Genomic DNA, 13,622 nt, shown 5'->3' with positions numbered 1-13,622 from the left:
ACCAATCTAGATAGGTAAGTGGCCAGATAATTGCGCAAGAAAACCGGCTGGGAACTAGGTATAAGTTGCCAGTAACGAGAAAGGAGCACTGAGGTGCTCCTTTTCACATCTGCAATCAATCGCTTAGTTGCGTTGATAAACTAAATTGATCAGTTATTCAGGATCTGTACTGAATCGACATCAACCGCATTAATGCTGTCGTTCTTTTCAATTTCCCCGTTAATTTTCACTTTGAGTTTTGGGGTAATTGTTTGACCATTCCATTCATCGTTATCGATTTTGACTGGCATTTTTCCCGTATCATCGGCAAATACATAGCGCTCATCGCCCAGAGAGTGCGTCAGATGACCAATAAGGGTGACAGGGGTGCCATCAGTCAGCCAGCTGGCATTCATGACATCCTCAACGGTATTGAGGTTGTCGTTGAGGCTTGGCCCTTGAAAGCCACCACCGGTAGAAGCATTGTTGGCAGCCAAAACAGAAGTAGAAAGCAGTAACGCGCCGAGAGTCACAATTAGTTGTTTTTTCATCTTTATTTCTCCTTTTGGGAAGGTAGTTGAGTATGTCGCCACGAAGATGAATCAAGGATGAACGAACTATTCCTATTCGGGATTTAGTGACGTGGATACGCGTACCCTCGTCGATATTAAATAAGCTTGGAAGGGAATTGCCATTCACACGCTTATTTTCCTTCAATTGAGTGCACTAAGCTCACTTTTAATCCTGCGTCTGGCGCTAACTTGGGTATATATGAACGTGTTGAACGCCTCACAACAGCAACGATTTTGACTGTAGTTCATGATGGTAAATAACACCAATAGAGTACCAATCGCCGCTATATCAGTTGTGAATGACTTAGTGTTGTTGTGTCATTGCTAGGTGGCTGTGGTTCCGGATACAATGCGTGACAATGACATTTCCTTACTCGGCTCAGTGTGACTTTGTGCGGGCAGTCACTAAACCTTGAACTCTGTCACTCAATTTGAATGAAAAATTGATAAAGCGCATAGTTCTAACGGTAAGGAGTGCATAATGTTCCAGTGTTCCGTTTCATAGAAGTTAAAGGTTACTTAATATGTCTGATGTACCAGTATCTGTTACCCATGCCGCCGCTGAGGTGATCCAGCCTGTAGCTGAATCGTCTGGCTCTATCTGGGGCTATGTAGCAGGTGGTGTCGCTTTGTTGATCTTAGCTGGCTACTTTGGCTATAAGAAAATCAACAAGCCTGCTTTTATCATTAATCAGGTACGTAAGCGCAACCTGAAAGAAGTCAAAAAGCTGGGAATGGAGAATTCTGAATTTGTCGTTGATCTGGATAAAATGTTGGACTCTGTTCTAGCGTATGCCAACGAGAACGGCAAAACTGGCGGTGATGTGGTTAAGATCATCAGCCCGCTGAATGATACCGCTCGAATCAAGAGTGCGCGTGATATGTATCAATCTATGATTTATATTGCTACTTCTATCAATGATACTTCGTTAGCTCGTGAGTTCAAGAATAAAGCTAAGCAAGTGAAAGCAAGCTCTCCATTGATGGCGGGTCTGTTTAAGCGCGCAGGTATTTAATCTACACCAGTATAGATATGGCTCGATAGTCATTGATAAGCCACGTATGGGGTGACATACGTGGCTTTGTTTTATCTATCCTCCCGTCTGCACAGTATGTAGCTTCATGGGACTTGCTCCTGCTTCTGATCTATTCATACTCTCTAGCACCTAGCACCTAGCACCTAGCACCTAGCACCTAGCACCTAGTACCTTGCCCTCGTTCCTGTCTATTTTCTTTTTTGTGACGGTATCATTAAATAGTGGCCATTGATCCGACAGAGGGAGAGCCTTATCACGGCAGTGTCATAGAATGCTTGCTAGGCTGGATTATATGCAGCAGGTATTTTCTGGCTGTTTTACAGAGGGGGAAAGCATATGAATACGCAGTTAACCATCACTCTGGCGGGACAAGATCACCCTCAGTTGATCAATATGCTGGCAGCCAAGACCCATGCCCTGGGGGGGAAGTGGCTTGTCAGTAAAATCAATCGATTCGATAATCAAGTGGTAGGGATTATAAAAGTTGATATCCCTGAGGCGGCAGTGAGCGAGCTTAAACAGCTCTTTCTGGCGCAAGAGAATGTAGATGTTCGTGTGATTGATACACCGCTGTCATTGGTCCCAATGAAAACCGATCACCTTACCTTGAAGGTGGAATCGAGAGACCGTCCGGGGATCGTGCATGATATTACTGATATTCTTGATGATATCGGTATTAGCATTGTGAAGATCGAAAATCACCGAATTGGTGTGCCGGACTTAAGACAAGCATTGTTTTTTGCGGAATTGCAGCTGGATGTCCCGGCTGAAATTAATCCCGAGCAATTACTCGAAGCGTTGCAGCAAGTGGATGAAGGGATGATCATTAAGATCTTTGAAAACGTGTAGAGCGAACTATTGCACGCATCTTGCCATTATATTGAGCGTATGAGCTCACTCTAAATTCTGTACGTTGAGGTTGCATGGGTATAAAGGGCTTAGTTAATAACTAGGCCCTTTTGTTATTCCGGCGAGCTTAAGGTGCTCAGTGTTAGTCTATTAGTAGCGGCGGCTGCCATCAGGGTGAGTGCGAAGGATTTTGAGGATCCACATGTACTGTTCGGGTTGTTCGCGGATCATGGTTTCCAGCATCTGGTTGATATGGCAGGCATCGCTGTATTCATCACCAGAAGGGAAATTCTTCAGGGGGGCGCGAATATCAATTTCAAATCGACCATTTTCAATGTTGTAGGATGGAAATACTGGGAGTATCGCCGCGTTCGACAGTTTGGCTAATTTCCCGACCCCTTTAACGGTGGATTTATCATGGCCAAAGAAGGGAGCAAAAACACTTTGCTGGATATGATGCTCTTCATCTGGCAAGTAATACGCCAGATAGCCTTCTTTAATTGAACGCAGATACGGTTTGATGCCTTGGTTGCGTTGGTAAATTCGGCCGCCAAATTGCTTGCGCTGGACATTCATCAGCCAGTCGACAATAGGGTTTGATTGCGGTTTGATCATCGCCACCATCGGCATATCATTCGCGGCAAAATACAGTGCTGAAAAGTCGATTGCCCAGTTATGCGGGACTAGCATGATGATATTTTTTCCCTGGGCTTGCAGTGTTTCAAGATGCTGTTTGCCTTTAATGTCATGGCTATCGATGACATAGCGGCGACCTTTAATAAACGGTTGAGCAAATCCCAGTAATACGCAGCCTGCAATGGTGAAGGTGCGTTCAAGTAATTCTTGCCGTTGAGTGTTATTTAAATCGGGGAAGCAGAGTTCAATATTTTTGAGTGCGCGTCGCTTGGCCCCTCGCTTTCGGGTCAGGATCACCTTGGCCGCCAGCCGTGAAATAGCCAGCCTGAATTGATGAGGCAGAAGTGCTAAAAGGAAAATCAATGGCATTACAATCCAGGTAAGCCAGTGACGAGGATGTAAAAAGGTCGATTGAAAGGTGGGGTTATATTGGCTGTAAGTTGTATCACTCATTAGTCATATCCGATGTGGGCTAACCACTCATTAGTGTCGATAGTCCATGCCCCATGTTGCGAGTGCATAGTCATGCTGTTCAGCAAAAATTCAGGATTGTATGTAGAATGGCATTTGACGCAACGGCTTAATGACAAAAGTAATATTTTTGTGATCACAGTCGCCAATTTTCTGGATAAATGAACATGAAAGGTTAGCGGTTCGGGGCGAATGTGACTCCGATGCTACTGAGAGATGCAGCACCGGAGGGGACGGCAAAGTTATTTCAAAATCGTGTTACGTTTCATACCCGCTTCTGAATGGCCGGGGATATTACAGGCAAACTCCACAAAACTAAGGCCCATGAAGTGCCAGCCCATTTCTGTTGTTGTACCAGGTGCCAGCGTGACGGTTGTGCCATCATGGTGTTCCATATCAGGCATGGCTTGCATCATCTCACGGTGCTTGTTTTGCTCATCGAGACTCCCGATGGAAAATTCATGCGCCATCTTCCCTTTGTTCGTGACAATGAAGCGAACGACCTCGCCTTGCTTGATCGACAACGCCGGTGAAAACTGCATTTTCATGCCATCGGTTAAGGTGACGTGATAGGTTTGGCTTGCTTGTGCAGCAGGGGCCGGCATCCCGACCGCAGAGGCCATATTGCCATGGCCCATTCTGCGGTGATCTATTCCACTATGATCCATTGACTCATGATTCATCGTACTGTGACTCATTGAGTCATGATCCATTTGGCTATGCTCTATCTGATCACTGTTTGTATGATGGCTATGATCTGAGTTGCCAGCGGCAACGCTGGTGGTGCTAACGAGCAGGATGGCAAGTGGCAGTAGTTTGGATGTATGCATGTTACTTTACTCCTTACCCGATGCGATAGCACCGGGTCATAGTGGTGATAATGAAGGGTTAGTCAGCCAGTTTATGACTGTGGTTTTTCCAGAGCTTGAAGACAGCAGGTAGTACGACCAGAGTTAATAGCAGTGCGGACGACATACCGCCAATCATTGGTGCGGCAATACGCTGCATGACCTCTGAGCCCGTTCCTGAGCCATACATGATAGGGATCAGGCCAATGATCACGGTGGCAACCGTCATCATGATGGGTCTGACCCTGAGCCCCGCACCTTCTTGAATGGCGCTGATCAGGTGTGACGCCGTCAGTGGTGTCTGTGTTTTATCGGCATCTTGCTGGTGGAAAGCCCAGGCCTGATTAAGGTAGACCAGCATGATCACCCCAATCTCAACCGCGACCCCGGCCAAGGCGATGAACCCGACCCCGACGGCAATGGAGAAGTTGTATCCAAGGATCTCCATCAACCATAAACCGCCCACCATGGCGAGAGGCAAGGTCCCCATGATGATCATGACCTCGCCGACCCGGCGGAAACTCATGTACAACAGCATCATGATGATGGCGATGGTGGCAGGTACGACGACACTCAAGCGGGCTTTGGCGCGCTCCATATATTCGTATTGGCCTGACCATGCCAGTGAGTAACCAGCAGGCAGCGCCAGTTGTTTCGCCACGATCTGCTGAGCGTCTTGAACGTAAGAGCCCAAGTCTCTGTCTTCAATATCGATAAAGACCCAGCCGTTAGGACGGGCATTTTCGGTTTTGATCATCGGTGGCCCATCTTCGAAACGAATATCGGCGACATCCGCCAGTGCGATACGGGCACCGTTTGGGGTTACCAGTGGCAGATTTTTCAGTGCATCCAGTGAGTCACGATAACGTTGCGGGTAGCGTACATTGATCGGGTAACGTTCTAATCCTTCGACTGATTCACCGACATTCATGCCGCCAATGGCGGTACTGATCACTTGCTGGATATCACGAATATTCAGGCCGTAGCGGGCGGCTTCACGGCGCTTGATATCCATGGTGATGTAGCGTCCGCCTGCCACGCGTTCAGCATAGACCGATGCTGTACCCGGTACGTTTTTCAATATCGTTTCTAATTGGGTGCCGATCTGTTCGATTTGCTTGAGATCCGGCCCAGCAATTTTGATCCCGATAGGGGTCTTTATTCCTGTTGCCAGCATATCGATGCGGGTTTTGATTGGCATCACCCAAGCGTTGGTTAGGCCTGGGAACTGGATCAGGTTGTCCAGTTCTCGGCGCAGACTTTCCGTGGTTACCCCTTCTCGCCACTGATCCTTGGGTTTGAGCTGGATAATGGTTTCGATCATGGTCAGTGGGGCCGGATCGGTGGCGGTATCGGCCCGGCCAATTTTTCCCCAGACGGTTTTGACTTCGGGGATAGTTTTGATCAGTTTGTCGGTTTGTTGCAGCAGTTCTCTGGCTTTACCTATAGAGATCCCCGGGTAGGTGGTCGGCATATACATCAGATCCCCTTCATCAAGTGGTGGAATAAATTCACTGCCCATTTTATGGATCGGATAATACGCTGAGGCCATCAGTGCGATGGCGATGATAATGACCGTTTTGGGGAATCGTAGGCTGATATTGAGCAGCGGACGGTAAAGAGCCGTTACTGCACGGTTAACCGGATTTTTATGCTCAGGTAAAATGTTACCGCGGATCAGATAACCCATCAGTACCGGCACCAGAGTGATGGCTAAGCCCGCAGAAGCAGCCATGGCATAGGTTTTGGTGAAGGCCAATGGTGAGAACATTTTGCCTTCTTGGCCTTCGAGGGCAAAGACGGGAACAAAACTCAAAGTGATGATGATCAGTGAGAAGAATAGCGGCGCGCCGACTTCCTCGGCAGCCTTACCTATTACCTGCCAGCGATTTTTGTCGGTTAGCGGCGTGCGCTCAATGTGTTTGTGCACGTTTTCTATCATAACAATGGCACCATCAACCATGGCGCCAATCGCAATCGCAATACCACCGAGTGACATGATGTTGGCATTGATTCCTTGCCAGTGCATGACGATAAAGGCGGTGAGAATACCGATAGGCAGGCTGATCATGACCACTAGAGATGAGCGGATATGGAATAAGAACAGCGCACAGACGATAGCGACAACAAAGAATTCCTCCGCCAGCTTTTTATACAAGTTAGTGACGGCGCTATCGATTAAGCCTGAACGATCATAGGTGGTGACGATTTCGACACCATCGGGCAGGCTGCGCTGTAGCTCGGCGAGCTTATCTTTGACCTCACTGATCACCGATTGGGCATTCTCGCCAAATCGCATGACCACGACACCGCCGACGGCTTCGCCCTCACCATTGAACTCAGAAATACCGCGGCGCATCTGTGGGCCGAGATTGATATCAGCAATGTCACCCAACAACAGTGGGGTCCCTTTATCGTTGACCTTCAGTGGCAGGTTTTTCAGATCATCCACGGTTGAGATATAACCGGTCGCCCGGATCATGTGCTCGGCTTCAGCCATTTCCACAACTGAGGCACCGGATTCTTGGTTACCGGCCTGAATTGCCATATTGATCTGTTGCAGCGTGAGATCATAAGCCCGCAGTTTATCGGGATCGATCTGAACCTGATATTGTTTAACCATACCGCCGACGGTGGCAATTTCCGAGACGCCATTGACGGTCTGGAGTTCATATTTGAGGAACCAATCCTGCAGGCTGCGAAGCTCACTCAAGTCGTGCTGGCCTGTTTTATCCACCAGTACATAGCTGTAGATCCAGCCCACTCCCGTTGCATCCGGCCCGAGCGTCGGTTTCGCACCATCAGGTAGTTTCGGTGCAACTTGGCTGAGGTATTCCAATACCCGGGATCGCGCCCAATACATATCAGTATCATCATTGAAGATGATGTACACATACGAGTCACCGAAGAATGAATAGCCTCGAACGGTTTCCGCGCCAGGCACGGCAAGCATGGCGGTCGTTAGGGGATAGGTTACCTGATCCTCTACCACTTGTGGGGCTTGCCCCGGGTAGCTGGTCTTGATGATCACCTGAACATCGGAGAGATCAGGAATGGCGTCTATAGGGGTCTTTTTTACGCTATAGATCCCTGCTGCGATCAGAAATACCGTGGCCATCAGCACCATGAATCGGTTTTGAATTGACCAGCGAATAATGGCGGCAATCATAGTGCACCCACTTTATTTGCTTGCGTCATAACGGAGTGATTCATGGCACTATGATCCATTTGGCTGTGGTCCATGGTGCTGATGTCTGCTGGGGTATTTTGAGTGCTGTTATCCAAGGTGATGTCCGACACAGTATATTGTCCGTCATCTTGCTTGGTGATCAGAAACCGGATGGATTGGCCCCCCATAAGCTGATTGAGATCGCCGTCATCGGTGACCGTGAAGTCCATGGTCATGGCTGGCCAGCCCCATTCTGCGATAGCAGAGTGTTCGATGGTGATCATCTGATGATCTGGCATGATATTTCTCACCAGCCCGTTGACCATTACGCTGTTGGTGGGAACGGCGCTTTGGTCTATGCGGCTTAAATCAGCACTTTTGCTCGATTCAGAGTCGATCATAAACTGGGCTGAGGTGACGACCTTATCGTTGGCGGATAAGCCATGGGTGACTTCCACCATGCCTCCTGCACTGCGGCCGATGCTGATGCGTGTTGAACGGTATTTCCCATCACCTAATGCCAGCACGACACGTTCCATATTGCCGGTGCGGATAACGGCTTGCTCTGGGATAACCAATACATTGTCATCGCTGCGCGGAGTGAGAGTCAGGTTGGCAAACATGTTGGGTTTTAGCTCACCATTTGCATTGTTGAATTTAAGACGGACGCGCAGGGTACGAGTTTTGGCATCCAAGATCGGGTAGACATAATCCACCTTGCCTTGCCAGCGCTGGCCGGGCAGAGCATCAATCTGCATGGTTGTTGATGTGCCGATTTTGACCCAGTGCGCTTGCCGTTCAAGCACTTCGGCATCGACCCAGACATTATCCAGCGAACCGCCGCTGATCACGGTTTGCTGTGGTGATAAATAGGCGCCATCACGCACATTCAAGGCCGTGATCACGCCATCGGCAGGGGCTTTGATGGCAATGTTCTGACTGGTTCTGCCACGTTTAAGCAGGGCATTGATTTGGGCATCATCCACCCCCAAAGCACGGAGCCTGTCTTTTGCCCCCTGTACCAGTATGGTTTTGCCTATGCGTTTAGCGTTTAGCAGTTCTTCTTGCGCACGAACGAGTTCCGGTGAATAAATTTCAAACAGGACATCGCCTTTTTGTACTTTTTCACCGACGGTATCGACGTTCAGCATTTGGATCCAGCCACTGACCCGGCTGTTGATCTGCCAAAGTTGGCTGCCATCAAAAGCCACGTAGCCAACGGTATCAATCTGCGGTTCGAGGTTTTGTCGGCTGACGAGGGTAGTTTTAACCCCGAGATTATTTTCCACTGCTGCGTCGATGGTGACCGTACCCGGTACATCTTGTGTCTTAGTCTCAATATCGTCGGCATACACAGGAATGAGATCCATGCCCATTGGTGATTTACCTGGTTTATCTCGTTGGTAGTTAGGATCCATCGGGGCGACCCAATAAAGCGGTTCATTATTCTCTGGCGCGGTCTGCGCCGGAGAGACTGAGGTTGTGTGATTAGCAGACGTTGCGTAGTAACCCAGTGCGCCACCTACTGCGAGTGCAAGTACAGCGACGGTAATCGTTTGTTTCATGGTATCCCTTAATATTTGTTCAGCAGGTAGGCGAGGTTATTGTTGGCCTGATGGAGATCGGCATCAAGACGAGCTTGTTCGAGTTTTATTGCCAGTTCGTCACTGGCTGCCCTGATGTATTCATCCAATTGGCTGGTATTGTTTTGATAGCCACGCTCGACAGCGCGGGTTTTTTCCTGAGCCTGCTTGAGTAAGGTTTGCTGATAGCGCGCTAGACGCTGCTGAATATTGTTACGATCAATGATCAGACTGCTGATTTTGGCGTGCATAGCCTTCAGCTGTAGATCGCGTTGGGTTTTGACTGCCCCGACTTGGTACTGAGCGGCTGACAGTTTTTTGTCCTGTCGCTTGTCGGTAAATAGCGGGATATCTATGGTCAGGTAAGCACTGACCATATCCGGAGCGGGGGAGCCATTCATGCGATTTGCCTGACGGTAGGCATACATCACTTCAACCCCGAATTGAGGCTGATAAGCTTCGTTGGCGATATCAACGTTGATCTCCGAGCTTTTGATCAATGCATCGGTGACCATAATGGCCGGATGAGAGGCCAATGCGGGATAGTAATCCGCCGGGCCTGTGGCTAAATACTGGTTGAGTGTTTGCCAAACCGGGTAGTCATGCACGTTCAATTGCGTTGCTTGGTTACCTAACCATTCGGAAAGTTGGGCTTTCAGGCGATCTTGCATTTGTTGATTGGCTTGCAGCTGATCATCAATGCGGCTGATTTGCACTTCTGCTTGGATCAGATCCTGAGCCTGATTGGCCCCTACGCCATAGTTGGTACCCAGATAGTGTTCCAGTTCATGAAATAGTCGCTGGTTCTGCTGTATGATCTGACGGGCTTGGTTGAGATAGGCCAGCTCAATCCACGCTTGGGTGATTGTTTTCGTGACATCCAGCTCGCGAACGCCAGCTTTTTCTCGCAGGCTGTCCGCTTGTTGGTTGCTTTGCTTCTGTTGGAGAGAGAGCGTATCGCCTCGGCCAAATTGCTGCATCAGGCCGATAGAGATATTGGTCATTGGATCTTCATCGAAAGCAAAGCTATCAACGGGTAGCCCGCCAACACCGACTTTCGCTTTCGGATCCATGAGCTGGCTGTTAGCTACTCCCAGATCGGCAATAGCATCTGCCTGGTATTGGATTTGCCGTTGTCCGGCATCGTGCTTGATGGCCCATTGAATGAGCTGCTGAAGATCGGACTGGGTATTCATTGGAATTGCGGCAGCACTTTCCTGGGCGTATGCCAAGGTAGAAAGCGGCGTTGCAAAACCAATGATTAATGCCATGCCAAGGGCACGGGAAATCATGCTTTTTTGCATTGTTTATCCACTACATCAAAGTTAAAACATGCTGTTGTCGATCGACAGACAGCTGTGATGACAATTGACCGTTAGTGAATTGGGGGGCGCAGGAAATCTTCGTTACGAGAGATTGTCTGTACGGTGATCAAGGACGGGGTAAGGATATCGCCATAAGAATCGGTGAGGCTGGTTAACAGAGCGGGAAGATCGCTGTACTGACAATGACGGCTGTCGCAATGGCTGCAATTGGCCATCATTTCCATCGAAGAACAGTCGTTATCATTAGCGGTAAATGAGGTCGGGCAGTCACTGCAGTGCTGACCATTATTGCTCATTTTATGATGACTAGGGTGTTGATGGGGGGATGAGTCGTGGTGCTGGCTGGTGGTTGTGATTGATTTTTGGGTGTCATCCAGCGGCAACGACATATGTGATGACATCGCAAAAACCGGATTGGCGATCAGGCTGATCAGCAATATCAGAATCAGGGCAAACAGATTGTGAGAAGTTCGCAAGTATGTCATGTCACACCGATAAATACATCCGGACAACCATTAACCGGAATACTAGCACTTAAAAACTATAAACCTTTCCCTTAGGGTAAGGTCAAGTTAGTGTGTGAACTTTTTTGTGTTGAAAAAGAGTGAGTAGATGTGAGCTGGCATGGATAATTAAGGTGCGAGGTGCGAGGTGCGAGGTGCGAGTGAGAAAGAGAAGCAAGCGATCTTACTTCCCTTCCTCGGATTCACTCAGGAAAGTGTGAGTTAACCCGTTATTTTGTCATTGTTATTTTCGACGGCTTTTACATCTGATGTTTTTTCCGCGGGATTTGCCGCTGGTGGTTCTGGTGCAATAGCCGGTGCTGCCTCAACTGGCGTCATTTTTTCAGCCGCTGTGTTGTTCTGATTGGCTTTTACTGGGGTGACCGGTAACGTTTCATCCTTTACGGTGAGTTGTTTTGTGGTTAATTGGGCAATTTTTTCTTTCAGTAGCGCGACTTGTTTATCTTGGGCGGCTAGCTGGGCAAGCAGCTGTTGTTGGGACAGTTGCTTATCGGTTGAATCAAGCTGTTGCGTGCGAATATAAGAGACCAGTGTTTTACCTTGTTCACTGATCGCTGTATCTCGTAGGTCGTCAGCACCTAAAGCTTGGCTAATATTCAAGAGAATACTTTCAAACTTAAGCACATAGCGTTCGTAGTCTTGTTCTGACAGTGCTTTTAGCTGCGTCACGCCATCTGCAATATGGCCAGCGTGGTGAAGGGCAAACATGGCTTCGTCAGCTTTGTCTTGGATCTTAGCGATAGCGCGTGGTTCTGCGGCAATAAAGGTTTCTGCTGCTGGAATAGTTGCTGCGGCGGCTGCAAGCGTATCCGGTGCGTGCAGAGATACATGAGCTTGTTTCAAGCGAGCCAATTCTTCTTTAGCCGGAGTCAGGTAGATACGCGTAATTGTTTTAACTTCCAGTGCACGTTGCTTGGTCACCAGTGTCGGTTGTGCTTTTGTTGCCTGTTCAATATCGCCATCCGCAATATAGCCAACGAGCTTCTTCAATTCACTCTCTACACCTTTGCTGTTGCTTGGGTAATATTTTGCGGCATTGATATATTGTAATTGCTTACGATATGAAAAAGCTTCTTCTAACGTAGATAGTGACTGAGTGCGAATGGCTTTTGCTTTATTCAGGCTTATCTCAAACTGCTGAATTGCCTCGTCGGCAGCCTGCAAGTTCGTTGTTGAGCTAAAAAAGCCACTGCTGTTATGCGCTTTTGAGGGATCCTTTTCAAATACCGTATAGTATTCTTTCGCTTCCTGCAGGGCTTTCTCGGCATCATTCATACTTGAGGAAGCAAACCAAACCAGTTCATCTTGTTGAGCTTGGGATAATTGCTCTTCTGAATGCTGAATAGACTTTGCCAGTGATTCTGTTTGGCTAATTGTTTCTGAAATATTGGTTTCTGTCGGTAGGCTGGCCGTAGAATTAGAGTCTGACGCACAGCCAACAAGCAAAAGTGCAGCTGCAATGGCTGTGATTTTTAAATCCGTTTTCATGATGAACCCCGAAAAAATAAATGCGATAAAAAAAGTTAAAAAACAAGTAACTAAATCTAAAATTTGGATCAGTTTAAAATATTTGTGCATCTATTTTAGAACGATATAAAAATTAGGTGAAGTCACTCTGAATATAAATTTAATTATTTAATTAAATTTATATTCAGACGAAAAAAAATTGGCGTAAGAGGGATGCAATAATAGAGGGGTAGTCATTTTTTTGACGACGTGCTCACAGTAAATGGCGTGACTTTGGTGTAAATACCCAAGACTCTATCTTGGGTATATCAGGGGGGTTATGCGTTGTTTATTTTACGGAGTAAATCAGCTTTCACTATTTCAAGAGCAGAAAGGGCAACGTTAGGTGCGATCTCGTTACTTTCCAGTAGATAGATAAGATCAACCGCCAATTTGATATCTTCAGGGGCATTATCAAGGGGGGTTGGTTCAGGCGTCGGCTCTGACATGTTTTTCTCCGTGTATCATTTTGTGCTGGGTAATGGGTATGCAAAATACGACCAAAGGCCGTGAAGCAATCACTCTTGCTAGCCTTTGCGTTCTTGAATGTTAATGTCATGCTCTATTTTTTTTCTAGCCTGTTGGCAGCGAGCGAGCCGCCCTTCCAGAGCGAGGATTTCTTGCTGTATGCGGCGTTGCTCATCGAGTGTTGTGCAGCGTCCGAGCATGAGCGATTTATCTTTTTGCATGGCGGATAGACGGCGTTCCCATTCTTGGTGCTGGGTTAAGTCTTGGTGCAATTGATGGATAGGTTTCCCCCAGCTTTGGCTCCGCTTTGGTTCGTTTTTCCGGATAGCCTGAGTCGCCAGTTCGCGTTGGATCGCCTGAATTTGAGCGACGATCTTTTCACAGAGGTGTTGTGTGCGTGTCAGCTGAAGTTTTCCTGCCAGTTGTTCATTGATCAGAGCACTAATTTCATGGCGGATCTCATTGACGCAAGGCATCAGCAGTTTGCTGCGGCTACGAAATAACTGCTCATCAAACAGAGGACGACTAGCTTCGCCCCGTTTGCGATCAGTACTGGCGGCTTCATGGGCCAGCTGGCTAACGATGGCCTCTAGCCGTTTCAAATCAGGCATTGGATTGCACTCCTTCGCCACGCTTGGTCAGAAACGTGGCGAGT

12 protein-coding genes are annotated in these 13,622 nt (G+C 48.0%); 2 read left to right on the top strand and 10 right to left on the bottom strand.

The window, feature by feature from the left end:
- Positions 1-149 precede the first annotated feature (149 nt).
- Complete coding sequence (locus tag L4D12_RS05815; RefSeq protein ID WP_428446882.1) at positions 150-530, bottom strand: YgiW/YdeI family stress tolerance OB fold protein; 381 nt, start codon at positions 528-530, stop codon at positions 150-152.
- Positions 531-1,075: 545 nt separating this feature from the next.
- Between L4D12_RS05815 and L4D12_RS05810 the strand changes: the two genes are divergently transcribed.
- On the top strand, positions 1,076-1,567 hold the full coding sequence (locus L4D12_RS05810) for a hypothetical protein (protein ID WP_428446881.1): 492 nt from the start codon (positions 1,076-1,078) through the stop codon (positions 1,565-1,567).
- A gap of 357 nt (positions 1,568-1,924) precedes the next feature.
- Positions 1,925-2,437, top strand: coding sequence for a glycine cleavage system transcriptional repressor (locus L4D12_RS05805; RefSeq protein WP_428446880.1), 513 nt, complete (start codon positions 1,925-1,927; stop codon positions 2,435-2,437).
- Positions 2,438-2,587: 150 nt separating this feature from the next.
- On the opposite strand, the gene lpxM is transcribed toward L4D12_RS05805, so the two are convergent.
- The 9 genes from lpxM to priC form a co-directional block, all read right to left on the bottom strand.
- Entirely contained in the window at positions 2,588-3,526 is a 939-nt protein-coding gene (gene lpxM, locus L4D12_RS05800) for a lauroyl-Kdo(2)-lipid IV(A) myristoyltransferase (protein WP_428446879.1), read from the bottom strand.
- 260 nt (positions 3,527-3,786) lie between these two features.
- Entirely contained in the window at positions 3,787-4,374 is a 588-nt protein-coding gene (locus L4D12_RS05795; protein WP_428446878.1) for a cupredoxin domain-containing protein, read from the bottom strand.
- A 58-nt stretch (positions 4,375-4,432) separates the two neighbouring features.
- Positions 4,433-7,561, bottom strand: a complete 3,129-nt coding sequence (locus L4D12_RS05790) for an efflux RND transporter permease subunit (protein ID WP_428446877.1) — start codon at positions 7,559-7,561, stop codon at positions 4,433-4,435.
- Entirely contained in the window at positions 7,558-9,126 is a 1,569-nt protein-coding gene (locus L4D12_RS05785; protein WP_428446876.1) for an efflux RND transporter periplasmic adaptor subunit, read from the bottom strand. The genes L4D12_RS05790 and L4D12_RS05785 overlap by 4 nt, the downstream gene beginning before the upstream one ends.
- A gap of 8 nt (positions 9,127-9,134) precedes the next feature.
- On the bottom strand, positions 9,135-10,448 hold the full coding sequence (locus tag L4D12_RS05780) for a TolC family protein (protein ID WP_428446875.1): 1,314 nt from the start codon (positions 10,446-10,448) through the stop codon (positions 9,135-9,137).
- A 71-nt stretch (positions 10,449-10,519) separates the two neighbouring features.
- Entirely contained in the window at positions 10,520-10,954 is a 435-nt protein-coding gene (locus tag L4D12_RS05775) for a hypothetical protein (RefSeq protein ID WP_428446874.1), read from the bottom strand.
- 240 nt (positions 10,955-11,194) lie between these two features.
- The gene (locus tag L4D12_RS05770; RefSeq protein WP_428446873.1) at positions 11,195-12,481 is read right to left on the bottom strand and encodes a hypothetical protein; all 1,287 of its coding nucleotides are present in this window, start codon (positions 12,479-12,481) and stop codon (positions 11,195-11,197) included.
- Between the two features lie 296 nt (positions 12,482-12,777).
- Positions 12,778-12,948: a pleiotropic regulatory protein RsmS gene (gene rsmS, locus L4D12_RS05765; protein ID WP_428446872.1), complete on the bottom strand. Its 171-nt coding sequence runs from the start codon at positions 12,946-12,948 to the stop codon at positions 12,778-12,780.
- Positions 12,949-13,026: 78 nt separating this feature from the next.
- Positions 13,027-13,578 carry a primosomal replication protein PriC gene (priC, locus tag L4D12_RS05760; protein ID WP_428446871.1) on the bottom strand — a complete coding sequence of 184 codons (552 nt, stop codon included), beginning with the start codon at positions 13,576-13,578 and terminating at the stop codon, positions 13,027-13,029.
- Positions 13,579-13,622 lie beyond the last annotated feature (44 nt).

Source organism: Photobacterium nomapromontoriensis (assembly GCF_050336815.1).
Classification (GTDB): domain Bacteria; phylum Pseudomonadota; class Gammaproteobacteria; order Enterobacterales; family Vibrionaceae; genus Photobacterium; species Photobacterium nomapromontoriensis.
This window is presented reverse-complemented; position numbering and strand designations above follow the sequence as displayed.

Excerpts from the sequence above, each read along its gene's own strand:
- L4D12_RS05785 (WP_428446876.1), bottom strand. The coding sequence starts at position 9,126 with ATGAAACAAACGATTACCGTCGCTGTACTTGCACTCGCAGTAGGTGGC.
- priC (WP_428446871.1), bottom strand. The coding sequence starts at position 13,578 with ATGCCTGATTTGAAACGGCTAGAGGCCATCGTTAGCCAGCTGGCCCAT.
- L4D12_RS05795 (WP_428446878.1), bottom strand. The coding sequence starts at position 4,374 with ATGCATACATCCAAACTACTGCCACTTGCCATCCTGCTCGTTAGCACC.
- L4D12_RS05780 (WP_428446875.1), bottom strand. The coding sequence starts at position 10,448 with ATGCAAAAAAGCATGATTTCCCGTGCCCTTGGCATGGCATTAATCATT.
- rsmS (WP_428446872.1), bottom strand. The coding sequence starts at position 12,948 with ATGTCAGAGCCGACGCCTGAACCAACCCCCCTTGATAATGCCCCTGAA.
- L4D12_RS05815 (WP_428446882.1), bottom strand. The coding sequence starts at position 530 with ATGAAAAAACAACTAATTGTGACTCTCGGCGCGTTACTGCTTTCTACT.
- L4D12_RS05805 (WP_428446880.1), top strand. The coding sequence starts at position 1,925 with ATGAATACGCAGTTAACCATCACTCTGGCGGGACAAGATCACCCTCAG.
- lpxM (WP_428446879.1), bottom strand. The coding sequence starts at position 3,526 with ATGAGTGATACAACTTACAGCCAATATAACCCCACCTTTCAATCGACC.
- L4D12_RS05790 (WP_428446877.1), bottom strand. The coding sequence starts at position 7,561 with ATGATTGCCGCCATTATTCGCTGGTCAATTCAAAACCGATTCATGGTG.
- L4D12_RS05775 (WP_428446874.1), bottom strand. The coding sequence starts at position 10,954 with ATGACATACTTGCGAACTTCTCACAATCTGTTTGCCCTGATTCTGATA.
- L4D12_RS05770 (WP_428446873.1), bottom strand. The coding sequence starts at position 12,481 with ATGAAAACGGATTTAAAAATCACAGCCATTGCAGCTGCACTTTTGCTT.
- L4D12_RS05810 (WP_428446881.1), top strand. The coding sequence starts at position 1,076 with ATGTCTGATGTACCAGTATCTGTTACCCATGCCGCCGCTGAGGTGATC.